A 24,819-nucleotide genomic window follows, 5' to 3' on the forward strand; every position below is an offset into this window, starting at 1 on the left:
GACCTCAGCCCTCGCTGGAGTTGCAGAACTTTACCGGGGGGTGATTGAACGACCGCACAGTGGCGACGGCGGGGCACCTACAGCGCCCGGGCGATGGGTATACCGCTCAACTTCGCGGCCGACGCGCAATGAGCAGCGCAAGTCGGAAGCTAGGCCCGGCCGCCGATTCATGACCAAATGGAGGAAGGCGCACCGGCGGGCCTGATCGCATTCCCGCCAACACATGCAGCAGCACGGATGTGCTCAGTTCGACGCGTGAGGCCCAAGTCCGCCGACCTTGCGCCCCAACAACAGCGACATCACATTGGCAACGCTGATCACGGGGCCCCAAAGCGCCAAGTACGGGAAGTACGAGGCCACAACAAGCATGGGCAGGATGCCTGCTCCGCCGGCTATCGCGACAAATCGATCTGAAGCGGCAATCACACCCAGATATGCCAGCGACGAACTTAGGTAGGGGATGAGAGCGACACCGAACATTTGCTTGCCGAAGCCCGCTCTCCTCCCGATCCTGGCGAAGCAGAGTAAGAGAACAATTGACAGAACTGCGTACCCAGCAAGCACGGGGACAGTTTCTTTAGACAGACGCCGACCAATCTGGTCCCAGTGGATACCCAGCAAAACGGACGAAGCGATGAAGTGCCCCGCACCAACAATCCACGCAACGCGTTGCCATCTCATCGCCAACCCCATGGTGTATCGGGAAGGAACGGCGATGACGCAGGCGGATTCAGCAGCCGATCCAACTCACGACCAAGTCCTCCCGGTGTCATTGTGCTGCCGAGGTTCTTGAATCTGCCCACGCCCCTCACTGCATTGCCAACACATGTGGCACAGAGACCCGGCATGCATCCGCCCTGCTTTTCGATGTTGTTCGCGATTTGAGCTTCCTCTGTAGGCGTCGTAGGGAATCGAATTGTCCGAACAGCTGGCCCGTCAAGGCGTTGATATGAGACGTACGCCCCAAGCGACGCGTCCCTATCAAACAGGGCGTCTCCGGAGCCCTTAATGTCATTGCGGAACGAACCGCCCGGATCGTAGAGAACGGCCCCAGGGCCACCACCAACCAGTACGCCGGCGTGTCCGACGCCGTTCGTATTGACGATGAAGACCGTGTCGAGTCCCTTTGGGTCAATGCCATTCAGCGGATTGCCACCGACATACGCGTACGTATTGACCCCACCCGCCAACCCAATCGGATCGCTCTGGGTATACCGCCCCGTATTCGGATCGTAGTACCGATTCCAGTTGTACCAAAGCCCGCTCTCGGCATCGAAGTACTGCCCCGGGAAGCCGATGTTGAGGCCGCCGACGGTGTTGGTCACCACGGTGCGCCCGAAGGCGTTGTTCGATGCGCGCCAGACGACCTGGGCGGCAGCATTGGTCACCACCTCGGGCCGGCCCAGGTGGTCGTTGTGGCTGGCGTAGAAGGCACCGCCGCGCATGAAGCCGATCATCTCGCCGCCCAGCCACACATAGGCCGTGTTGCCCGCCGGCCCCCGCTCGTACAGCAGTTCGCCGGCCGGGCCGTAGACGAACAAGGTGTTGCCCAGCGAGGTGGTCTTCCACAGCCGCTGGTTGTTCGTCGCATAGCCGTAGGTGCCCACCACCGTGCCGCCCACCTTCGCCTGAGACAGGCGGTTGAAGGCGTCGTAGTCGTAGGTCTGCGCGGTGCCGTTGGGCGCGTGTTGCTTGAGGTTGCCCACCGTGTCGTAGATGAAGTTCTGCGTCGTGCCTCCGCCGGTCACGGTCTTCAGCCGGTTGGAGGCCGGGTCGGTGGTGTAGGTGTAGGTGACACCGCCGACGGTGTGGGTCTTGCGGTTGCCGCTGGCGTCCAGCGTGAAGCTCTGATTGGCGCCGCTGCGCGTCACCGTGTCCAGGCGATCCTGGTCGTCGTAGGCCAGCGTGGACGACTGGCTCGCGCCGTAGACCTGATCGGTGATGCTGGCGATCGTGTCCAGCTTGGGCGTGAAGCCGTATTGCAGCCCATGCACCGCGCCGCCGCCCAGGGCGGTGAGACGGCGGTCGACGTCCTGCGTGTACATCCGCGGCAGTCCGTTGCCGAAGCGCCAGGCGTAGCGCTGGTCCGTTGCCGGCTGGTAGAGCATGCTGTCGGCCACCACCAGCGAGCCGTTGCCGGGGTTGCCCAGCACCTTGCTCAGCCGGCCGTAGGTGTCGTACTGGAAGGTCAGCGTCTGGCCGTCGGGGTAGCTCATGCCGGTGAGCTTGCCCACGGTGTCATACGTCCAGTTCACGGCGAGCGACTGGCTGAGCGCCGTCACGGTCTGCTTGGTCAGCCGGCCACCCACCTCGTAGGCGAAGGCCACGCTGCCGCCGGTGCCGGCCAGCTTGGTCAGCCGGCCCTTGCCGTAAGTGCCCTCGTCGTAGGTGAGGCTCTCGGCCACCGTGCCGTTGGTGCGCGAGGTCACGCGGCCGGCAGCGTCCAGGCCGAGCTTGACCTCGCGGCCGTCGGCGTACTTCGTGGAGGTCAGCCGCCCCACGGTGTCGTAGCCGAAGGTCGTCACGCCCGTGTCCGGGCTGGTCTGCTGGGTGACCTGGCCGAAGCCGTTGTACAGGTAGCTGGTCTTCAGGTTGCGCGGGTCGGTGAAGCTCTCCAGCTGGCCTGCGGCGTCGTAGGCGTTGATGGTGGAGGTGCTGGCGGCGCCGCCGCCGGGCCAGTGGTAGCTCTTGGTCACCCGGCCGAGGATGTCGCGGTCGTTCGTCGTGGCACGCCCGTCGGCCGTGGAGATGGCCCTGACGTTGCGCGCGCCGTCGTACATGAAGGTGGTGACTTGCCCCGCCTTGCCGGTGATGGTGACCGGCTTGCCGGAGAGGCCCTCGAGGGTCATGTTCTCCTCGAAGAACGGCACTCCGTCGTACCAGTCAAAGGCGTAGTCGGGAATGGTGTCCCACTGGTCTGGCGGCACGTGGTTCGCCTGCAGCCATGCGGGGCGAACGGTGCCGTCGCGCACCGACTGCCACGTGGTCGCGGAGACGGCGCCGTTGCTGTAGGTGGGCGTGTTCCGGTGGAACTTCGACTTGTGGGTCTGAAGATCCTTGGTGAACAGCGCCTCCTCCGCGGCGGCGTTCTTGGTCTTCAGCAGGAAGTCGCCGTTGTAGGTGAAGTCCGTGCGCGCCCCGGTGGAGTCGGACATCGACAGCAAGCGGTCTTGCGTGTCGAACTCGCTCTTGGCCCAGCCCACGCTGGCCGTGGTGGCCGAAAGCGTGTTGCCGCGAAAGTCGTAGGTCAGGGTGGTGGTCACGCCGTTGGCGTCCTTCACCCAGCCCGGAAACCCCATCGCGGTGTAGCTGCCATAGGAGGTGACGTGCCCCAGCGCGTTGGTGACGGTCAACAGGCGCCCCTTGTCGTCGTAGGTGGCCGTGGTGCTGGCCGTGCCCGACGGCAGCGTTTCCTTCGTGACGATGGTCTTGGAAACGCCGTTGGGGTGGAAGGCAGAGTACTCGTAGCTGACGGTGCGCACAGCGCCGCCGGGCTTGAGGTCCTTGACGGTGATCGAACCCGGCAGGTTGCTGAACATCGCGCCGGCCGGGCTGGTGTAGGTGTAGAGCGTCTGCTGCAGCGCTACGTCCTTGGCGTCATACAGCGTGATGGACTCGATCTGGTCGCCCGAGTAGGTGTAGACGGTCTTGCTCTGCGCCGCCGTGCCGGGCGCGACGGTGCGCACCTTGATACGACCGTCCTTGTCGAACTCGTAGTTCGTGACGGCGCCGTTCAGGTCGGTCGAGCTGGTGAGGCGCCCATCCGTATAGCTCTGCGTCGCAGTGGCGGCCGAGCAGCCCGGGGAGGCGCTGTACTCCGTGCGGACCAATTGCTTGCTGGCGTACCAGGTGGCGAAGGTGTACTTGGTCGTGGTGCCACCGTGGGTCAACGTGGTCCAGTCGGTGCCGTAGACGAGGCTATCGGTGTCGCTGACGGTCACCCTGCCGAGACTGTCGTACTCGTACCCCTTCCAATTGGCCCCGATGTTGACGCTGGTCAGCAGATGAGCGCCGGCCGGACTGTTGTAGCCGTACGCCGAAGCCGGCTTCCATTCGGTCGAACCGGCCGCCTGACTCTGCACGTTTGCCAGCATGCCCGCAGAGGTATACGTGTACTTCCACAGCGAGTTGTCCGGCGCGGTGACCTGGGTGACGTGCTTGCCATCGCCCCAGACAAAGCTGAGTTGCTCGCCAATCGCGTTACGCAGCGTCGACAGGCGCCCGCTTTGCGCATCTCGCGTGAAGGTATAGGTCGAGATGCCGGTCCAGCCGTCAAGGATCTTGTTGACCAGGAACCGCCGGGTACCGCCAGCAGGCGTGTACGCCGAGAAATGATGGGCAATGCGACCGACGTAGACCACGATCGCGGTGCTGGTGGACCTGAACGCGTAGACCTGCGAATTGCCGATAGCGCCACCCGCTCTCAGTGCGCTCGGCAGGAAGTAGTAGGCCGTGCCGGTGCCAGGCGGCACCCACTTGTACAACTGGAATGTGTCGCCGCCGGGCAGCGAGAGCGTGATGGTGTCGGCCCAGCCACGGTAATCGGAATAGCCACTGTCAGCCGGAACGTCCAAGCCATAGTCCACGCTCGACTGCCAGTTCGTTCCGAAGATGAATCCCCGATCCCACTTGTCTTCGGATCGATAGCGTCGGCTCATCCCCAGGTTCAGCGCTGACGCGTGCACGAAATCGGTCTGCTCCAGGCGTTTGTTGCCGGTGGCCAGATCCACCGGCATGGTGGATCTTGGCGTAGTGGACGGGATTCCGGAGGAGCAGCTGTCACTTGATTCCTTTTTGCCGTCCCCCGCACCGACGGTACTCGCCTGGTAATACGGTGGTTGGCGGGCGTATCCCGAAATCCCACCCCCCCATCCCCCTGCTGAGCTGAAAGTACCTTCTGTCAACTTTCCGATGATTTCTACCCGCTGAGGATCAGAGTCGTCATCTTGAGCCGTCGCGCCCAGTGCACTCAGCATGGCCACCGATAGAACGCATAGCCTGGCAATGTCCCTTGGATTCAGCATAGATTCGTGTGACTCTCGAGGGAGTGAATATCTTCGTGGCCACTCACGGCGAACAGAGTTCAAGTGCAGGTGGGCGAGCCAAAGGGAGCCTGCGGCAGGCAGGAGCGATTGACTTCGGCGCTTGTTCGGCTAAGAAACTGGAACCGGGGCGGGCTGCGCAAGCACGACGCTCGGACTCAACATCCAGGGAGCGGCGGGGCGCGCTGACAATTCCGGTACGCGAGCGATCAGTGATACGGACGTGAGGTCAACCCTTGGACGGCTGAAGCCCGTAAATGAAATGTTTCTCTGGTGAGCGTGCATGCCGCCGCACCTCCCTCAATCAAGTGTTCTTGTCGTATTGGCCAGAGGCCCGCAGCGCAGTGTACTGAGATTTACTTGCGCTAAGTTACAAGTGGGTTACCAAGAGCAACACCGGCTTCACGTTCAGCACCATGCGCTGCCCTCACCCATTCAGTACGCCGGGGGGTCGCTAGCAGGGAACGAGTGCTCCGAGCCCTTGTCGACATGCGCCTGGGTCGGGCCGTGCTCCTGTGTAGGAACCGCCGCGGGCGCCACCGCGACCGCGCGATCGCGTGCGCCCAGCAGTTGCCGCAGCACGTATTGCAGGATGCCGCCGTGGCGGTAGTACATCAGCTCCTGTGGGGTGTCTATCCGCACCAGCGCCGCGAACTCGATCGCCGAGCCGTCGCCGCGCGTGGCCTTCACCTGCACGTTGCGGCCATCCTGGAAGGCCGAGGCCACGCGCTCGCGAAGGCCCAGGATGTCGAAGCTCTCCTCGCCCGTCAGCCCCAGCGCCGCCGCCGAATCGCCCGCTTCGAACTGAAGCGGCAGGATGCCCATGCCGACGAGGTTGGAGCGGTGGATGCGCTCGTAGCTCTCGGCGATGACGGCCTTGATGCCCTGCAGGAAGGGACCCTTGGCGGCCCAGTCCCGGCTGGAGCCTGATCCGTACTCCTTGCCCGCCAGCACGACGAGCGGCGTGCCTGCCGCCTGGTAGCGCTCGGCGGCGTCGTAGATCGAGAGGACCTCGCCCGTGGGGAGGTAGCGCGTCACGCCCCCCTCGAGCGCGGGTGTGAGCCGGTTGCGGATGCGGCCATTGGCGAAGGTGCCTCGCACCATCAGCTCATGGTTGCCGCGGCGGGAGCCGTAGGAGTTGAAATCCACCGGCGCCACGCCCTGCTCCACGAGGTAGCGCCCGGCCGGCGAATCCTTGCGGATGCTGCCGGCCGGCGAGATGTGGTCAGTGGTGACGCTGTCGCCCAGCACCGCGATCACGCGCGCACCACGGATCGGTGCGATCTCGCTTGGCGGTGTCTTGCCCATGCCGTCGAAGTAGGTGGGCCGGCGCACGTAGCTCGACTGGTCGTCCCACGCGTAACGGCTGCCGTCCGGCGCGCTCAGGGCACGCCAGCGTTCGTCGCCTTCGTAGGCCTTGCCGTAGGCGTGCCGGTACATCTCGGGCCGGATGGCCTGCGCGAGCACCTCGTCGATCTCGGCCCGGGTCGGCCACAGATCCTTCAGGAAGACCGGCGCGCCGTCGCGGTCGACGGCAAGAGGCTCGTTGTCGACATCGATGTCGATGCGCCCCGCAATCGCAAAGGCAACGACGAGCGGCGGCGACATCAGGAAGTTCGCCCGCACCTCCGAATGGATGCGTCCCTCGAAGTTGCGGTTGCCTGAAAGCACCGAGGCCACGACCAGGCCGCGGCCCTGGATCGCCTGCGACACCTCTTCAGGCAAGGGGCCGGAGTTGCCTATGCAAGTGGTGCATCCGTAGCCCACCGTCTGGAAGCCGAGCCGGTCCAGGTACGGGGCGAGCCCGGCGCGCTCGTAGTACTCGGTCACGACGCGCGAGCCGGGCGCCAGCGAGGTCTTGACCCAGGGCTTGCGCTCCAGGCCTCGCTCCACCGCCTTGCGCGCCAGCAGGCCGGCAGCGAGCATCACCGACGGGTTGCTGGTGTTGGTGCAACTGGTGATCGCCGCGATCACCACCGAACCGTCCGTCAGCGAGTCGGCCAGACCGACCGGCCCCGCAGCAGCTGCGGCGGCCGGCGAGGCGCTGCTGCCCTCGCCCCACACGCCCTCGTCCTTCTTGCCGACCGGCGTGGTGACCGCGGATTCCTTGGCCGCTGCGGCGACGGCGATGGTGGGCCGCAACGAAGGCAGCGCATCGCGGAACACCTGTTTCGCCTGGCCCAGGGCGAGCCGGTCCTGTGGGCGGCGCGGCCCGGCGATGCTCGGCTCGACCGAATCCAGCGCCAGCTCCAGCACCTCCGTGAACACCGGCTCGGGGCTGTTCGCTTCGTGGAAGAGTCCCTGCGCCTTCATGTAGGCCTCGACCAGCGCCACCTGGTCTTCAGGACGGCCGGTGAAGCGCAGGTAGTCGAGCGTCACCTGGTCGACCGGGAAGATGCCGCAGGTCGCGCCGTACTCCGGCGCCATGTTTCCTATCGTCGCGCGGTCGGCCAGCGCCATGCTGGACAGGCCGGGACCGTGGAACTCGACGAACTTGCCCACCACGCCCTTCTTGCGAAGCATCTCGGTGATGGTCAGGACGAGGTCGGTGGCGGTGGCGCCCGCGCGCAGCGAGCCGGTGAGCCTGACGCCCACGACCTGCGGGATCAGCATCGACACCGGCTGCCCCAGCATCGCCGCCTCGGCCTCTATGCCGCCCACGCCCCAGCCCAGCACGCCCAGCCCGTTGACCATGGGCGTATGCGAATCGGTGCCCACGAGCGTGTCCGGATAGGCTTGCCGCAGCCCGCCCTCGCCGACGGCGCCGTCGCCCCCGGCGCCGAAGACCACCCGCGCCAGGAACTCCAGGTTGACCTGGTGGCAGATGCCCATGTTGGGCGGCACGACCTTGAAGTTGGCGAAGGCCTGCTGGCCCCACTTGAGGAAGGCGTAGCGCTCCTCGTTGCGGCCGTAGTCCAGCGCCTCGTTCTGGTGGAAGGCGGCCGAGGAGCCGAAGCTGTCGACCTGGATCGAATGGTCGATCACGAGCTCCACCGGTTGCAGGGGGTTGATCCGGTCGGGGTCGCCTCCCAGCTCCGCCATGGCGTCGCGCATCGCCGCCAGGTCCACCACCGCCGGCACCCCGGTGAAGTCCTGCAGCAGGACCCGCGCCGGCGTGAAAGCGATCTCGCGCTCTGCCGGCGCCGCCGGATCCCAGCCGGCCAGCGCCCGGATGTCATCCGGCGTCACCGTCACGCCGTCTTCGTGGCGCAGCAGGTTTTCCAGCAGGATGCGCAAGGAATACGGCAAGCGTTTCGGGTCCAGGCCCTCGCGCTCGAGCGCATCGAGGCGAAAGTATTCGTACTCGTTGCTGCCGGCACGCAGCGTCGACCGGGCGCCGAAAGAGTTTTTCATGGGGATGAGCGGTTGAGCGGCCGCAGGGCCGGAGATGAAGCGGGGCAATCGAAGTGCCGACCAGGGCGGCGAGCCGACCCTGGCATGGTGCCTCACGGCAGCCGCGGTGCATACATGCAGCCCAAAGCCAAAGCGCCGACCCGCAGGTCGGCGCTTGGATCGCCCTGGGCCGGGTCAGGCCCGGGTCAATGGTCGATGGTCAGGTCCACCATCCCGGCAATCGCGGCCTTGTAGGCGGCGAAGGCGTCGATGCGGCCGTGCCCGACCATGTTGTTCGGCCAGTCGGTGGGCGATGTCCCGCCGCAGGTCTGGTTCACCGGATCGGTCACGCCGTCGGTCTGCGCGGTCTTGCGCAGCAGCTTGGCCACCGCGTTCGGCCGGCCCTTCAGCTCGGGCACGGCCGACATCAGCAGCGCCGCGGCGCCGGCCACGTGAGGCGTCGCCATGCTGGTGCCGTTCAGGTTCGCGTAGGTGGCAGGCGGCCAGGCCGAATTGACGGCGACGCCGGGCGCGGACACGTCGGGCTTGATCTTGCTGACGCCCGCCACCGGGCCGCGGCTGGAGAAGCTCGCCAGCTTGTCGGCACTGTCGGTGGCGCCGATCACGAACGCAGACGAGTAGATCGCCGGCGGGGCCGTGATGGTGCTGCAGGCCGGACCGTCGTTGGCGGCCGCGGCAACGAAGAAGATGCCGCCCTTGGTGAGGTGGTTCACCGCCTGCTTGATCTCGTCGCCGACAGTGCAGCCTTCGCCCACCGTGCAGCCCCAGGAGTTGCTGACGATGTCGGGCGCGAGGTCGGGGTTGGGGTTCTTGCCCTTGAGGTTGGTCGGGGCCAGCATCCACTCCATGCACTCGATGTAGGTGGCCGGGGTGCCGGCGCCGGCATTCATGTTGCGGCAGCCGATCCACTTGGCGCCCGGCGCCACGCCGACCTGGTGCGTGTCGTGGTCGTCGCCGGCGAAGGTGCCGGCGGTGTGGGTGCCGTGGCCATGGTCATCGCACGGCTGCGGCGAGTTCGCCGGGCAGCTGCCGTTGGGGCTGTGGATGGCATCGTGCCAGTGGTAGTTGTGGTCGGCCGTGGCGCCGTCCCAGCCGCGGTACTGCGGCTTGAGCGCCGGGTGGTCCCACTTGTAGCCGGTGTCCTCCCCCGCGATGGTCACGCCCTGGCCGTTGAAGCCGGCGGCCCACACCTGCGGCGCGTTGATCTTCGCCACGCCCCACGCCACCGTCTCGACGCCCTCGGGTGACACAGCGCCCTGCGGCAGGGAGCCGGGCCCCGGCAGCGCGACCGGAATGGCCGGGTTCGGCTCCAGACGGCTGACGTCCGGGCGAGCGGCCAGGGCGGCGACGTCGTCGGCCGACAGCCTCGCGTGGATCACGTTGGCGATCCAGAACGGCTGGTACTCGACTCCACGAGCCTGCAGCCAGGCCCGCAGGCCCGCCTGCTGCGAATCCGCCCGCTCGCGCAGCGCCTGGACCAGCGCGCGGCGGCGCGCCTTGTAGTCTGCCGCTCCGCGCGGCAGCGGAGCCAGCGCCGGGGTGGCCTGCTCCTGCAGCACGATCAAGGCATCGGCCCGGCCATCGCGCCGCGCCTGCGCGGCCAGGTCCGGATTCACTTGGGCACCGAACACCGAACTGCAGGCCACCGCCAGCGCGGCGAGAGGCACGGGCCGAAGACGTCTTTGGGTTGTGCTCATGCTCGAAGGCTCCTCGAATGTGTTCAAAGCCGCGCGCAGCCGCGCACGGAGCAGGCTGGCGATTCTGCGGGAGGGCGGCGGCACGGCGGCCCTGCGAGATAGGGGGACGAGGCCGGCCTCGGCCGGGGTGGCACTCTTGCACGAGCCGGTCATCGGAAATCGTTCTCCCGGCGAACTGGCCCGTAGGCCGGGCTCATTTCGGCTCTTGGCCTGCCGGGGGACAGGCCGATAGTTCCGGACTGGCGGTTGTCCCTACGCCCTGAGGACCACGCCGCACTGAAGGTGTGGAATGAAGACCTTTCTCGATTTGCGCATTGGCTCGCGACTGGCTGCGGCCTTCGCGTTCGTCGTGGTCCTGCTGGTGGCAGTCGTCACCGTGGGCCTGCTGCGCCTGACCGACCTGCGCGACCAGCTCAACCTGGTCGTGGACAACCGGTACCCCAAGGTCCTGCTCGCGACCGACATCAAGAATGATGTGAACGTCATCGTGCGCAACGTGCGCGCGATGCTCATCGACAAGAACGAGCAAAGCCTGCAAAAGGCGGCGGCCGACAACGCGGCCGCGCGCTCGCGCATCGGCGAGGCGATGAACAAGCTGGACCGGACGCTGCAGGCGCCCGAAACGCGGCGGATCTTCGCCGAGCTGCAGCAAAGCCGCGCGCCCTTCGTCGCGGACCAGAGCGCCTTCGAGGACCTGATGGCCGCGGGCCAGCGGGAGGCGGCCGCGGAGCTGACGCTCGGCAAGATGCGCAAGGACCAGCACGCCTACCAGCAGTCGATCGACTCGCTGGTGGGCGAACTCGGCCGCCAGTTCAAGCAGGCCTCCGACGAGGGCAACAAGGGCTATGAGTTCGGCCGGCTGGTGATGCTCGTGCTCGGCGGTGCCGCGATCGGCCTGGCGGCGCTGATGGCGTGGATCGTCACGCGCTCCATCACGCGGCCGATCGGCAGCGCGGTGCAAGTGGCCAGGGCCGTGGCCGCCGGCGACCTGCGCTCGGAGATCCGTGTGGAGACCAAGGACGAGGCCGGCCAGCTCCTGCAGGCGCTCAAGGAGATGAATGCCGGGCTCGCCCGCATCGTCACCGAAGTCCGGCAGGGCAGCGACGGCATCGCGACCGGCTCCAATCAGATCGCCACCGGCAACCTGGACTTGAGCCAGCGCACCGACGAACAGGCCACCAACCTGCAGCAGACTGCGGCTTCGATGGAGCAGCTCACCGGCACGGTGCGAACCAACGCCGCGACCGCGCGCAGCGCCAGCGAGGTGGCCGAGGCGGCGTGCCGCGTGGCGAGCGCAGGCGGCCAGGTGGTCGGTCAAGTGGTGCAAACCATGGGCGAGATCGCGCAGGCCAGCCAGAAGATCGCCGAGATCACCGGCGTGATCGACGGCATCGCCTTCCAGACCAACATCCTGGCCTTGAATGCCGCGGTCGAGGCTGCGCGCGCCGGTGAACAGGGTCGCGGCTTCGCGGTCGTGGCCGCCGAAGTCCGGGCACTCGCGCAGCGCAGTGCCCAGGCCGCCCGCGAGATCAAGGGCCTCATCGGCGACAGCGTGACCAAGGTCCAGAGCGGCAGCGAACTGGTCGACAGCGCCGGGCGCACGATGACCGACATCGTCGCCCAGGTGCGAAGCGTCAACGAGATGCTGGCGGAGATCAGCCGCGCCACCGCCGAGCAGACCTCGGGCATCGACCAGGTGAACGATGCCGTGTCGCAGCTCGATCAGGTGACGCAGCAGAACGCGGCACTCGTCGAGGAGTCCGCTGCGGCCGCAGAGAGCCTCAAGCTGCAGGCTGCACGGCTGGTCTCGACCGTCGCCGTGTTCCGTCTGAACGACAGGGAACTCGCCGCGGCATAACTCGGATCGACCGGGACAACACCCATCGACGGCGGCCCCAGCGGGCCGCCGTTGGCGTTTCTGAGCCACTGCGGCGCTTGAAGGCGGTGGCACGTGCAGGACGAGGCAGGAGGTTTCTGTCCACCGAATAGGAGCAAACAACTACGCCCGACCGCAACGACTCCGATGCCCTTGGCAGGGCTGCTGCCTAGAGTGGGCCACGCAGTCTCGAGGCGCCACCCATTGCCGGGAATGCCTCGAATGGCTGCCAGCAGGCCATCGTCAAGGAGACCATCTTGGGCAACAGCACGTCTTTCAACAACACGCCGCAGGCTGGGGACGACCTCTACACGTCCGCGACGACCGGACTGACCGAGGACTCGCTCTTCATCAGCTATCTCGCCGTGATGGCCAACGATCTCGGCGGCGCAGCAAAGACGCTCTATTCCCTGGACAACGGCACGAACAGCAGCGGTGCCCTCAGCCCCACCGATCTCCTGACCCAGGACATCGTGAGAACAGAGGCGCTGACCACCGACCGAAGCGCGCAAGGCGCCAAGATCTGGATCACCGCCGACGGAAAGGTCGGCTACGACGCGGCCACCCTGTCCGCCGCCTTCCAGGATCAGCTCCAGCATCTTTCGGCCGGCCAATTCCTGACGGACACGTTCACCTACGCCATCCGTCTGGGCAACGGAACCCTCAGCTGGGCGACCGCCACCGTCCAGATCGCTGGCGTGAACGACGCGCCCGTGGTCACCGGCGCCGTGACCGGCACGGCCTTGGAAGATGGGTCGAGCGTGACCTTGAACGCCTTGGCCCATGCATCGGATGTCGATGCGGGCGCGACGCTGTCGGTGACGAACCTGCCCGGCTCGTTGCCCCCCGGCGTGACCTACGATGCGCTGACCCATTCGTTCACGCTCGATCCGTCCAATCCGGCCTTCCAGCATCTTGCGGCCGGCGCTCACACGACGGTGACGGTGGACTACGGCGTGACCGACGGCACCTCGACGACGCCCGCCTCGGTTTCCTGGAGCATCGCAGGCACCAACGATGCGCCTGTGGTCAGCGGCGCAGTGATCGGCACCGCCCTGGAAGACGGCTCAACCGCGACCTTGAATGCCTTGGCCCATGCATCGGATGCAGACGACGGTGCGACGCTGACCGTGACGGGCCTGCCCGCCTCGCTGCCACAGGGGGTCACCTACGATGCGCTGACCCATTCCTTCACGCTCGATCCGTCGGATCCCGCCTTCCAGCACCTCGCGGCCGGCGATCACACGACGGTGACGGTGAACTACGACGTGACCGACGGCACGGCAACGACAGCTGCATCGGTTTCGTGGACCGTCAACGGTACCAACGATGCGCCGGTGATCACCTCGAGCGGAGGCGGCGCGACCGCCACCCTGAGCATCGACGAAAACTCGACCGCCGTGACGGCCGTGACGGCGAGCGATGCAGACGACGGCGCGACCCAGACCTACTCGATCGTCGGTGGCGCCGACGCTGCCCGGTTCACTATCGACGCGTCGACCGGCGCACTCTCGTTCATCGCGGCCCCGAACAGCGAGGCCCCGACCGACGGCGACTCCGACAGCGTGTACGACGTCACGGTTCGCGTTTCTGATGGACTCTCGTTCGACGACCAGGCCATCGCGGTGACGGTCAACGATGTGAACGAGTTCGCCGTCACGACGCCCTCCGACACGAACGCCGCAGCAGACGCGATCGACGAGAACTCGGCCGTCGGCACCGTGGTCGGCGTGACCGCGCACGCCAGCGACGCCGATGCGACGACCAACGTCGTGACCTACAGCCTCTCCGACGACGCCGGCGGCCGGTTCGCCATCGATGCAACCACCGGCGTCGTCACGGTGGCCGGGGCCATCGACCGCGAGGCCGCCGGAGCCGCCCTGAACATCACCGTGCGGGCCACCAGCGCCGACGGTTCCACCGCCGACCAGGCATTCACGATCGGCATCAACGACGTCGACGAGTTCGACGTCACCACCCCGGCCGACACGAACCCAGCAACCGACGCAATCGACGAGAACTCGGCCGTCGGCGCCGTGGTCGGCGTGACCGCGCATGCCAGCGACGCCGATGCGACGACCAACGTCGTGACCTACAGCCTCGCCGACGACGCCGGCGGCCGGTTCGCCATCGATGCAACCACCGGCGTCGTCACGGTGGCCGGGGCCATCGACCGCGAGGCCACCGGAGCCGCCATGAACATCACCGTGCGCGCAACCAGCGCCGACGGCTCGACCGCCGACCAGGCATTCACGATCGGCATCAACGACGTCGACGAGTTCGACGTCACCACCCCGGCCGACACGAACCCAGCAACCGACGCAATCGACGAGAACTCGGCCGTCGGCACCGTGGTCGGCGTGACCGCGCACGCCAGCGACGCCGATGCGACGACCAACGTCGTGACCTACAGCCTCTCCGACGATGCCGGGGGCCGGTTCGCCATCGACGCGACCACCGGTGTGGTCACGGTGGCCGGCGCCATCGACCGCGAGGCCGCCGGAGCCACCCTGAACATCACCGTGCGGGCCACCAGCGCCGACGGCTCGACCGCTGACCAAGCGTTCGCGATCGGCGTCAACGACGTCGACGAGTTCGACGTCACCACCCCGGCCGACACGAACCCAGCAACCGACGCAATCGACGAGAACTCGGCCGTCGGCACCGTGGTCGGCGTGACCGCGCATGCCAGCGATGCCGATGCGACGACCAACGTCGTGACCTACAGCCTCTCCGACGACGCCGGCGGCCGGTTCGCCATCGATGCAACCACCGGCGTCGTCACGGTTGCCGGGGCCATCGACCGCGAGGCCACCGGGGCCGCCCTGAACATCACCGTGCGGGCCACCAGCGCCGACGGCTCCACCGCCGACCAGGCATTCACGATCGGCATCAACGACGTCGACGAGTTCGACGTCACCACCCCGGCCGACACGAACCCAGCAGCCAATGCAGTCAACGAGAACGTCGCGGTCGGCACGCTGGTGGGGATCACCGCCGCCGCCGCCGACGCGGACGCCACGAACAACGGGGTGACCTACTCGCTGAGCAGCAACCCAGGTGGCCTGTTCGCCATCGATGCGACCACCGGCGTCGTGACCACGGCCGCGGCGATCGACCGTGAAGCGCTCGGCAGCAGCGCGGGCATCACGGTACGCGCCACCAGCGCCGATGGTTCGACGGCAGACCAGGCCTTCAGCATCGCCATCAACGGCGTGAACGAGTCTTCTCCGGTCATCACCTCCAATGGCGGTGCAGCGACCGCCTCGGTGAACGTGGCCGAGAACTCGACGGCGGTCACGACGGTCACTGCCACGGACGCCGACCAGCCTGCGGCCCCCTTGGTCTACTCGATCGTCGGCGGGGCGGACGCTGCCAGGTTCGCCATCAACGCTTCGAGCGGAGCGCTGAGCTTCGTGTCGGCACCGGACTCCGAGTTGCCGACCGACAGCGGTGCCAACAACGTGTACGACGTGACGGTGCAGGTCAGCGACGGTACGCTGACCGACACCCAGGCGATCGCCGTGACGGTGACGCCGCAGAATGAGTTCGCGCCGGTGATCACCTCGAACGGCGGCGGCGCCACCACCTCGGTGAGCGTCGCCGAGAATTCGACCGCCGTGACCACGGTCACCGCCACCGATGCCGACCTGCCCCTGCCGACCTTCACCTACTCGATCGCGGGCGGCGCGGACGCTGCCCTTTTCACGATCAACGCATCGACCGGTGCACTGGCATTCGCCGCGGCGCCTGACTTCGAGGCGCCGACGGACGCCGGTGCCAACAACGTCTACGACGTGACGGTGCAGGTCAGCGACGGCACGCTGACCGATACGCAAGCCATTGCGGTGAGCGTCACGAACGTCGCCGAATCGGGCGGCAACGACACGTACACATTCGGCCTGGCCGCCGGCAACAACACGATCGTCGATGCGGGCGGCACCGACGCGGTCGCGATCACCGGCACACCCGTCACCTCGCTGAACTTCGAACGGGTCGGCAACGACCTGGTCATAGACGCCAACAGCACCCACATCACGGTGTCCGGCCACTACGCCGGCACCGGAAACGCTGTCGAGAGCATCAGCTTCACGGGTGGCGGCTCGGTGTACGGCTATGCCTTGGGTACCGGCACCTACACGCTCACGACGACGGCCACCGGAGGCACCAGTGACGACGTCGTCGCCGGCACCTCGGCGGCCGATGGACTGAACGGCGGCGGTGGCGGCGGAGACGACCTGCTGTTCGGCAATGCCAGCAACGACGTGATGGTCGGGAACAACGGGCTCGACCTGCTGGTCGGGGGGGCGGGCAACGACACCTTGAGCGGTGGCCAGCAGGACGACACGTTCGTCTTCAACACGGCGCTCAACGGCACCACCAACGTCGACCACATCACCGACTTCAGCGCGAACGCGGCGGACTCGATCTTCCTCTCGAGTGCCCTCTTCTCGGGCATCGGCAGCGGCGGCACCCTGGCCGCGGCGGACTTCGCCACCATCGACAGCACGTCGACGCCGGTGTCGTCGCAGACCGTCGGGTCGGGCGTCAACATCGTCTACGACAGCCACACCGGCGCGCTCTACTTCGATGCCAACGGCGGCAGCCTGAACAACGCGGTGCAGTTCGCGGTGCTGGACCTGCCCGGGTTGACCGGCACCGTCGACGCCAGCGACTTCAAGGTGGGCCCGTGACCTGCCCGGCCTCCGCGATCAACCCATGAAAGCCCTCCTGCGCCTGTTGCGACGCCCGCTGCTGCACGTGGCGGCCCTGTCCTTCTTCGTCAACCTGCTCCTGCTCGTCCCCGCGCTGTTCATGCTGCAGGTCTTCGACCGCGTGCTGGCGAGCCAGAGCGGCGAGACCTTGCTGGTGTTGATGATCGGTGTCGGCGTGGCGCTTGCCCTGCTGCTGGCGCTCGACTACCTGCGGGCGCGCCTGCAAGGGGTCGCCGGCAACATCGTCGCCGAATCGCTGTCGCCGGCGGTGACGAGGATCGTCGTCGCGCAGGGCGCCCGGCGCAGCGGCCGCGGCACGCCGGAAAGCCTGCGCGACGTCGGCGCCCTGCGCGCGCTGTTCTCGGCGCAGGGCTTGCTGGCGCTGTTCGACGCGCCCTGGGTGGTCGTCTACGTGGCCGTCATCTGGCTCGCCCATCCCGTGCTTGGAATGGGCGCGTGCGGCGCGGCTGTGGCCATGCTCGCCTTGGCGCTGATCAACGACTTCGTCAGCCGCCGCGAGATCGAGGCGCTGCAGAAGGCCGCCGCGGGTGCCACCCGATACCTGGAGGCCTCGCTGCAGAACGCCGAGGTCGCGCACACACTCGGCATGACCGACGCGCTGGTTGCGCGCTGGCAGCAGCGCAACGCCGAAGTGGTGGCGCTGCAGCACCCGACCGCCACCAAGACGGTCGCGATGGCGGCGCTGGCGCGCACCGTGCGCCAGGCCGTCCAGGTCCTGATGATGGCGCTCGGCGCGTGGCTGGTGATCCGCGGCGAGGCGAGCTCCGGCGTGATGATCGCGACCACCACCCTGCTCGGCCGCGCGCTGGCGCCGGTGGAGCAAGTGGTGGGCAGTTGGCGCATCCTGGCCGAGGGCCGTGCAGCGTTCCGGCGCCTGAGCGAGTTGCTCGCTTTCGCCGACGCGCAGCCGCCGCGCATGGCGCTGCCCACGCCGACCGGGCAGTTGCTGGCGCAGAACCTGATGTTCCGCTCGCCGCAGGGCGAACGCATGCTGATCGCCGGCGTCTCGCTGCAGCTCGAGGCGGGCGAGTCGCTCGCCGTCATCGGCGCCAGCGGTGCCGGCAAGTCGACCCTGGTGCGGCTGCTGACGGGGGTGTGGAAGCCCACCGCCGGGGTGGTTCGGCTCGACCAGGCCGACCTGGCGCAGTGGCCGCGCCAACACCTGGGGCCCTCATTGGGCTACGTGCCGCAGGATGTGGAGCTGTTCCCCGGCACCGTCGCCGAGAACATCGCACGCCTGGGCGAAGTGGATCCGGACAAGGTCGTGCAGGCCGCGCAACGCGCTCACGTGCACGAGCTGATCCTCTCGCTGCCCGAGGGCTACGACACGATGGTCGATCCGCTCAGCCCGGTCATCTCGCCCGGCCAGCGCCAGCGCATCGCCCTGGCGCGGGCGCTGTATGACGAGCCGAAGCTGCTGATCCTCGACGAGCCCAACTCCAACCTCGATGGTGCCGGCGAACAGGCCCTGGCCGAGACGCTGAAGGCCCTGCGCGGGCAGGCGACGGTGGTCGTGGTCACCCACCGCACCACCTTGATCCAGCACGTCGACAAGATGCTGGTCCTCGACGCCGGCAAGGTGCAGCACTACGGCGCCGCGGCAGAGGTCATTAGAGCGATGCAGCACAAGGGCCCGGCGGCGGGCGGCGGCGCGCAGGTGGTCCCCATGCCGCGCGCGACGAACCCGGCAGAGCATGACGTGGCGCGGCAAGTGCGCGAGGAGAGAGCCTGATGAGCAGTGCCGTGATGAGTTCCGTGGAGCCGCAGGCCCCGCTCGCCCTGCACCTGCTCGAGGCGCGCCAGCTCGCCCGCCGCGCGGCCGCGGTGCTGGTGCTCGGTGTCGTGCCGGCGGCCGCCTGGATGGCCTTCGCGCCGCTTTCGGCGGCCGTCGTCGCGAGCTCGCACGTCAAGGTCGACCTCGACCGCCGCGTGGTCCAGCATGCCGAAGGCGGGACGGTGCGCGAAGTGAGGGTACGGGACGGCCAGCATGTCGCGAAGGGCGAGACGCTGCTGGTGCTCGGCGACGTGTCGGTCGATGCGGACCTGAACCGCCTGAACTATCGCGTCGCGGTCGAACGCGCCAGCCTCGCGCGGCTGGAGGCCGAGCAGATGGCGGCGGCGGCGGTGCAGTTTCCGGGCGCCTTGATCGAGGCGGCGCGCAGTGACCCGCGGCTGGCCGAGCAGATGGCCAAGGAGCGTGCGCTTTTCAGCGCGCGGCGCGATGCGCTGGTCAGCCAATCCGTGCTGCTGCGTTCGCAGCAGGTCAAGGTGTTGCAGGAGGCGACGGCGCTGCGCGCGCAGATCGCCCAGGCCACCGAGTCGCTGAAGCACCAGACGGCCGAGCTGGAAACGAACCGCCGGCTCCTCGGCGACGGCTTCATCTCGGCGACGCGCATCTCGCAGCTGGAGGCCACGGTGGCCGACTACGGCGTCAAGCTGGAAGAAAAACGCTCGGACCTGGCGCGCGCAGAGCAACGCCTGCTCGACGCCGACCTGCGCATCAAGTCCCTCGAGGGTGACTACCGACAGCAGGCGAGCGACCAGCTGAAGGTGAGCGCGGCCAAGCTCGCCGAGATCGAGCAGGAGCAGCGCAAGACCGTCGATGCCTCGAGCCGTCAGGTGATCGTCGCGCCGGTGGCGGGCGATGTCATCAACCTGAAGTTCACGACGCCGGGCAGCGTGGTCTCGCCGAGAGAGCCCATTGCCGACATCGTGCCGAGCAATCCGCGGCTGGTCGTCGAAGCACATGTCCGCACCGAAGACGTGAGCCGCGTGCAGCAGGACCAGCCGGCCGAGATCCGCTTCACCGCATTCAATTCCCGCACGACGCCTCTGGTGCAGGGCAAAGTGTTCTACGTCGCGGCCGACCGCACGATAGACCACGCAACCAGCCAGGCGTTCTACGTGGTGCAGGTCGAGGTCGACCCGGCCTCGATGGCACGCGCAGGCGACGTGAAGCTGCAAGCCGGCATGCCGGCCGAGGTCTACCTCAAGGGCGAGGAACGCACGCCCTTGCAGTACCTGGTCGAGCCAGTGACGCAGGTGCTCAGGCGCGCCGGTCGCGAACGCTGAGCACGGGCCTTCTCGCGCGGGCGAGAAGTTGCCGGTCGGCCAGCTGCGACGGTATCGCGCAGCCGGCCGACCACACGCTCAGCCCCTCACGGCTTGCGCCAGGCCGCGCACCATCCCCCGTTGGCCACCTGCTTGCGCCCGAACATCGAGCAGCCGCCCCAGGCATCCGTGGCGGCGCCTTGCCAGAACCCGCAGTTGGCGCAGTGCTGGCTGGCTTGGTGGGTCGGGAACTTCTTGACGTCGACCTTCTGCGTGTCGTGGCGGTAGCCCAGGGCCACCGCGGTCTCGGAGTCCTCGTCGACGTGCGCGGCCTGGGCGTGGGCCGCGGGCAGCGCGGCCAGCGCCGCGCCGCTGCAGGCCAGCCGGATGACGACCCGGCGGCGGGTGGGGTGGCAGCTCATGGCTTCTTGCTCCTTCGGCTCACTTGGCCAGCTTGAAGACCCAGACCATGCCGCCCTGCTCGAGGTAGTTGACCTTCTTGGCCACGTCGCCACCCCACAGCGGCACCGCGCCGCCCCAGCCGGACACCACGGCCACGTACTGCGTGCCGTTCTGCTCCCAGGTCACCGGCGGCGCGACCACGCCGGAGCCGGTCTGGTACTCCCAGACGACCTTGCCGGTCTTGGCGTCGGCGGCCTTGAGGTAGCCCTCGGGCGTGCCCCAGAAGACGAGGTTGCCGCCGGTGGTCAGCACCCCGCCCCACAGCGGCGCGCCGTTCTTCACCTCCCAGACGATCTTGCCGGTCTTGGGATCCATCGCGCGCAAGGCGCCGATGTAGTCGTCGTTGATGGTCTTGATGGTGAAGCCCGCCCCCAGGTAGGCGGCGCCCTTCTTGTAGGCGATGGGCTCGTTCCAGATCTCCATGCCCCACTCGTTGGCGGGCACGTAGAACAGCTTGGTGTCGGGCGAGTAGGCCATCGGCATCTGGTTCTTGCCGCCGAGGAAGGACGGGGCCGAGAACACCGAGTTGCCCTTCTTGCCGTCGCCGGAGGTCGGGTCGCCCGGGCGGTTGTCGGCGTTGAAGTTGGGCTTGCCCGTCTTCAGGTCGATGCCGGAGGCCCAGGTGATCTTCTTGACGAAGGGGAAGGCGTTCTCCAGCTTGCCGTTGTTGGCGTCGATCACGTAGAAGAAGCCGTTGCGGTCGGCCTTGCCGCCCAGGCGGCGGCCGTCGGGCGCGTCGAAGGTGACGAACTCGTTGACGCCGTCGAAATCCCAGCCGTCGTTCGGCGTGCCCTGGTAGTGCCACTTGATCTGGCCGGTCTTGATGTCGATCGCCACCGTCGAGCACGAGAACAGGTTGTCGCCCTTGCGCAGGTGGCTGTTCCACGGCGCGGGGTTGCCGGTGCCGAAGTAGGCCAGGCCGGTCTTGGCGTCATAGGTGCCACCCAGCCAGGTGGCGGCGCCGCCGGTCTTCCACAGGTCGCCCGGCCAGGTCTGGCCGGTGGTGCCGGAGATGCCGTTCTCGATCTTCTTGCCGTCGGCGTCGAACTTGTAGCCCATGTGGCCTTCGACGGTCGGGCGGACCCAGACCAGCTTGCCGGTCTTCGCATCACGCGCCTCCACGCGGCCCACGACGCCAAACTCGCCGCCGGACACGCCGGTCAGGATCAGCCCGTTGGCGATGATGGGCGCGGCGGTGCTGGAGTAGCCGGCCTGGTAGTCGTCGATCTTCTCTTTCCACTCGACGTCGCCGGTGTCCTGGTTGAGCGCGACGAGTTGCGCATCGAGCGTGCTGAAGATGACGAGGTTGTCGTACAGCGCGGCGCCGCGGTTGACCACGTCGCAGCAGGGCATGATGCCCTCGGGCAGGCGGTGCTCGTACTTCCACAGCTTCTTGCCGGTGGTCGCATCCAGCGCGAACAGGCGCGAGTACGACGCGGTCACGAACATCTTGCCGTTGTAGATGACGGGCTGGCTTTCCTGGCCGCGCTGCTTCTCGCCGCCGAAGGAGAAGGCCCACGCCGGCACCAGGCGGGAGGCGTTGGCGGTGTTCACCTGCTTGAGCGGCGAGTAGCGCTCGCCGTCTGTCGACAGGCCCCACGACAGCACGTTCTTGCCCGCGCGGTTGTCGGTCTGGATCATCTGGTCGGTCACCGAGGCCTGGGTGCCAGCGGCGGCGCAGGCCATGGCGGCCAGTGAAAGGGCGCGAAGGGCGTGGAAACGCATGTCCTTGTCTCCGGTTTGAATGGGGGCGCCGCGGGCGGCGTTGCCGCGGCGATCGGCAAGCGACTGATCAAGCGCAAAGCCCATGCCACGCGGCGGGACGGCCGGAATCAGGCGCCGCCTACGTGGCAACCCTGTAGCGAGGGCGTATCCGGAGCGCGCGCTGTCGCAGCTTGGCGCAATCGAGGCGGCGCGAAGCTCGCTCCACGCTGTGACAAGCGCGGTGTCAGGCTTCGTTCAGGGTCGGCTCGGCGCGCAGCCGCGGCGCGGCGAAGTCGACGAAGGCGCGCACCTTGGCCGCCGCGCGCCGGCCCTCGGGGTAGACCAGCTGGACGGGGATGGGCGGTACCTCGAACGACTGCAGCACCCGCACCAGGCGACCCGCCGCGATGTGCGCGCGGACCTGGTACGACAGCGCGCGAGCCAGCCCGTGGCCGGCGATCGCCGCCTCGATCGCCACGTCGCCCGCATTGACCACCAGAGGCGCCCGCGGCGCCGTGGCTTCGCGCAGGCCGGGCTCACCCGGCGCCGAGAAGATCCAAACCTTCGGGGTGGCGCCTCCTTGCGCAAAGAGGATGGCCCGGTGCGACTTCAGTTCGGCCGGATGGGCCGGCGTGCCGTTCGCTTGGAGATAGGCCGGCGAAGCCACGAGCACCCTACGCACCCAGCCGACCGGCACGGCCGTGAAGGAAGAGTCCGGCAGATGCGCGATGCGGACCGCGACGTCGAAGCCCTCTTCCATCAGGTTCACCACCCGGTCGACGAACAAGGCTCTGGTGGTGACCCTCGGGTAGCGTGTCAGGAAGTCGAACAGCAGCGGCGCCACGTGCAGCCGGCCGAAGATCACCGACGCGGTGACGGCCAGCTCGCCGAGCGGCTCGCTGTGCGCGCCGCGTGCCGAAGCCTCGGCCTCGTCCAGCTCGGCGAGGATGCGGCGCGCGTCCTGCACGAAGCGTTCGCCGATGTCGGTCAGCCGCACATGCCGCGTCGTTCTGTGCAGGAGCCGGGCGCCGAGATGCAGTTCCAGCGCGGCGACCGCACGGGTGACCGCGGGGGCCGAAATGCCGAGGTGCCTCGCCGCCGCGGCAAAGCCGCCCGATTCCGCCACGGTGACGAAGGTGCGCAGGTGATCGATCTCGGCCATTGCAGCGGGCGTAATGCTGAAGTGCGACTCGTGGTGATTCTGCTCTCCACGCGAAATGCCTATCGTGCGGACATCCCCCAAGCACCCGGAGAACACCATGCCCCTGCGCCTGTACCGCTACGCCCTGTCCGGCCACGCCCACCGGGCCCAGCTGATGCTGTCCCTGCTCGGGTTGCCCGTCGAACTCGTCGACGTCGACCTCCTCGGCGGCGAGCAGCGGCGGCCCGAGTTCCTCGCCCGCAACCTCTTCGGCCAGGTGCCGGTGCTCGAAGACGGCGACGAGACCATCGCCGACAGCAACGCCATCCTGGTCTACCTCGCCACCCGCCACGACCCCAGCGGCCGCTGGTATCCGCGCGACGCTCTCGGTGCCGCCCGCGTCCAGCGCTGGTTGAGCGTGGCGGCCGGCCAACTGGCCAACGGGCCCGCCTCGGCCCGCGCGGCGGTGGTGTTCAGGCGCGAGCAGGACCCGCAGCGCCAAGCCCTGGCCGAGCGCCTGTTCGCCCAGATGGAGCAGCACCTGGCCGCCCAGCCCTGCCTCGCCGCGGCCGAGCCCACCATCGCCGACATCGCGCTCTACACCTACACCGCCCATGCGCCGGAGGGCGGCGTTTCGCTGATGCCCTATCCCGCCGTGCGGGCCTGGCTGTCACGCATCGAAGCCCTGCCCGGCTTCGTCGGCATGGCCCGGCAGCCGGAACCGCCGGCAGCGCCTGCGTGAAGGCCCGCGTCATGACCGACCGCCAACCCCTGCCCGGCTGGGCGCATGCCGAGCCGGCCTTCCATGCCGGTGAGCGGGCCCTGCAAGCCCGCGCCGGCGTGGCCGAGCGCATGGCCGAAATCGGCCACCGTGTCGTCCGCGCCGAAATGCCTGACCAGCACCGCGAGCTGTTCGAGAAGCTTCCGTTCATGCTGGTGGGCGCGCTCGATGCGGCCGGACGGCCGTGGGCGACGATGGCCGCCGGCCGGCCAGGGTTCGTTCGCACGCCGGATGCGCGTTCGCTCGTGCTCGGGCACCGGCCAATCGGCGAGACGACGCTGGACCTGCGACTGGAGCCTGGCCGGCCGATCGGCTTGCTGGGCATCGAGCCGTCGACCCGCCGTCGCAACCGGGCGAACGGTGTCGTCGCGTCGCCAGTCGCGGCCGGTGAACTCGCGGTCGAGGTGGTCCAGAGCTTCGGCAACTGCCCCAAGTACATCCAGGCCCGCGACTTCACCTGGACCGAGGCTGAGCCGGCGGGGGCTCCTCGAAGCTTCGGGCCGCTGCTGCCGGCGGAGGGCGTCACAGTCGTCCACCAGGCGGACACCTTCTTCATCGCCACCGCGTCTTCCGGCGATGCGGCGCCCTCGGCGAACGGCGGCGTGGACGTCTCGCACCGAGGCGGCTTGCCCGGCTTCGTCCGGGTCTCGCAAGCCGACGGGCGCAGCCTCCTGACGATTCCCGATTACGCCGGCAACTTCTTCTTCAACACCCTGGGCAACGTCGCGGCGTATCCGCGGGCCGGGCTGCTCGTCGTCGACTGGCGGCGCGGCGACCTGTGGTGCCTGACCGGCAAAGCCGAGGTGCTGTGGAACGACCCCGCGATCGCGGAGTTCGATGGGGCGCAACGCCTGTTGCGTTTCCAGCTCGACGAAGGCTGGCACCTGCCGCGGCAGCTTCCCCTGCGCACAGGGGAGCCAGCCTTCGCGCCGCAGTTCCGGCAACTCTGAGGCGCCGAGGAAGCCCGGCGCCACG

13 protein-coding genes are annotated in these 24,819 nt (G+C 68.0%); 6 read left to right on the forward strand and 7 right to left on the reverse strand.

The window, feature by feature from the left end; all coding sequences use genetic code 11:
• Positions 1-243: 243 nt before the first annotated feature.
• The 4 genes from ACS5PM_RS28545 to ACS5PM_RS28560 all read right to left on the reverse strand — a co-directional run bounded on the left by ACS5PM_RS28545 (position 244) and on the right by ACS5PM_RS28560 (position 10,093).
• Positions 244-681 carry a hypothetical protein gene (locus ACS5PM_RS28545; protein ID WP_439391319.1) on the reverse strand — a complete coding sequence of 146 codons (438 nt, stop codon included), beginning with the start codon at positions 679-681 and terminating at the stop codon, positions 244-246.
• Positions 678-4,736 (reverse strand): RHS repeat-associated core domain-containing protein, encoded by a 4,059-nt coding sequence (locus ACS5PM_RS28550; RefSeq protein WP_439391320.1) that lies wholly within the window; start codon positions 4,734-4,736, stop codon positions 678-680. Before ACS5PM_RS28550 ends, ACS5PM_RS28545 begins: the two co-directional genes overlap by 4 nt.
• 741 nt (positions 4,737-5,477) lie before the next feature.
• Positions 5,478-8,396: an aconitate hydratase AcnA gene (gene acnA, locus ACS5PM_RS28555; RefSeq protein ID WP_439391321.1), complete on the reverse strand. Its 2,919-nt coding sequence runs from the start codon at positions 8,394-8,396 to the stop codon at positions 5,478-5,480.
• Between the two features lie 185 nt (positions 8,397-8,581).
• Positions 8,582-10,093 carry a S8 family serine peptidase gene (locus ACS5PM_RS28560; protein ID WP_439391322.1) on the reverse strand — a complete coding sequence of 504 codons (1,512 nt, stop codon included), beginning with the start codon at positions 10,091-10,093 and terminating at the stop codon, positions 8,582-8,584.
• Positions 10,094-10,382: 289 nt separating this feature from the next.
• Here ACS5PM_RS28560 and ACS5PM_RS28565 point away from each other — a divergent pair, with 289 nt between their 5' ends.
• From ACS5PM_RS28565 to ACS5PM_RS28580, 4 genes are all read left to right on the forward strand, one after another.
• Positions 10,383-11,951 carry a methyl-accepting chemotaxis protein gene (locus ACS5PM_RS28565; protein ID WP_439391324.1) on the forward strand — a complete coding sequence of 523 codons (1,569 nt, stop codon included), beginning with the start codon at positions 10,383-10,385 and terminating at the stop codon, positions 11,949-11,951.
• Between the two features lie 275 nt (positions 11,952-12,226).
• Positions 12,227-16,663, forward strand: coding sequence for a beta strand repeat-containing protein (locus tag ACS5PM_RS28570; protein ID WP_439391325.1), 4,437 nt, complete (start codon positions 12,227-12,229; stop codon positions 16,661-16,663).
• A 25-nt stretch (positions 16,664-16,688) separates the two neighbouring features.
• Positions 16,689-18,437 (forward strand): type I secretion system permease/ATPase, encoded by a 1,749-nt coding sequence (locus tag ACS5PM_RS28575; protein ID WP_439391326.1) that lies wholly within the window; start codon positions 16,689-16,691, stop codon positions 18,435-18,437.
• Positions 18,437-19,777 carry an HlyD family type I secretion periplasmic adaptor subunit gene (locus tag ACS5PM_RS28580; RefSeq protein ID WP_439391327.1) on the forward strand — a complete coding sequence of 447 codons (1,341 nt, stop codon included), beginning with the start codon at positions 18,437-18,439 and terminating at the stop codon, positions 19,775-19,777. The genes ACS5PM_RS28575 and ACS5PM_RS28580 overlap by 1 nt, the downstream gene beginning before the upstream one ends.
• 86 nt (positions 19,778-19,863) lie before the next feature.
• Here ACS5PM_RS28580 and ACS5PM_RS28585 read toward each other — a convergent pair whose 3' ends face one another.
• From ACS5PM_RS28585 to ACS5PM_RS28595, 3 genes are all read right to left on the reverse strand, one after another.
• The gene (locus ACS5PM_RS28585) at positions 19,864-20,178 is read right to left on the reverse strand and encodes a high-potential iron-sulfur protein (protein WP_439391328.1); all 315 of its coding nucleotides are present in this window, start codon (positions 20,176-20,178) and stop codon (positions 19,864-19,866) included.
• 19 nt (positions 20,179-20,197) lie between these two features.
• Positions 20,198-21,943, reverse strand: a complete 1,746-nt coding sequence (locus tag ACS5PM_RS28590; protein WP_439391329.1) for a PQQ-dependent methanol/ethanol family dehydrogenase — start codon at positions 21,941-21,943, stop codon at positions 20,198-20,200.
• A 223-nt stretch (positions 21,944-22,166) separates the two neighbouring features.
• Positions 22,167-23,084 carry a LysR family transcriptional regulator gene (locus tag ACS5PM_RS28595; RefSeq protein ID WP_439391330.1) on the reverse strand — a complete coding sequence of 306 codons (918 nt, stop codon included), beginning with the start codon at positions 23,082-23,084 and terminating at the stop codon, positions 22,167-22,169.
• Between the two features lie 97 nt (positions 23,085-23,181).
• On the opposite strand from ACS5PM_RS28595, the gene ACS5PM_RS28600 reads away from it, so the two are divergent.
• Together ACS5PM_RS28600 and ACS5PM_RS28605 are read left to right on the forward strand one after the other, a co-directional pair.
• On the forward strand, positions 23,182-23,805 hold the full coding sequence (locus tag ACS5PM_RS28600; RefSeq protein WP_439391331.1) for a glutathione S-transferase family protein: 624 nt from the start codon (positions 23,182-23,184) through the stop codon (positions 23,803-23,805).
• An 11-nt stretch (positions 23,806-23,816) separates the two neighbouring features.
• Entirely contained in the window at positions 23,817-24,794 is a 978-nt protein-coding gene (locus tag ACS5PM_RS28605) for a flavin-nucleotide-binding protein (RefSeq protein ID WP_439391332.1), read from the forward strand.
• Positions 24,795-24,819 lie beyond the last annotated feature (25 nt).

It is taken from the genome of Ideonella flava, assembly GCF_051857595.1.
Classification (GTDB): domain Bacteria; phylum Pseudomonadota; class Gammaproteobacteria; order Burkholderiales; family Burkholderiaceae_C; genus Ideonella.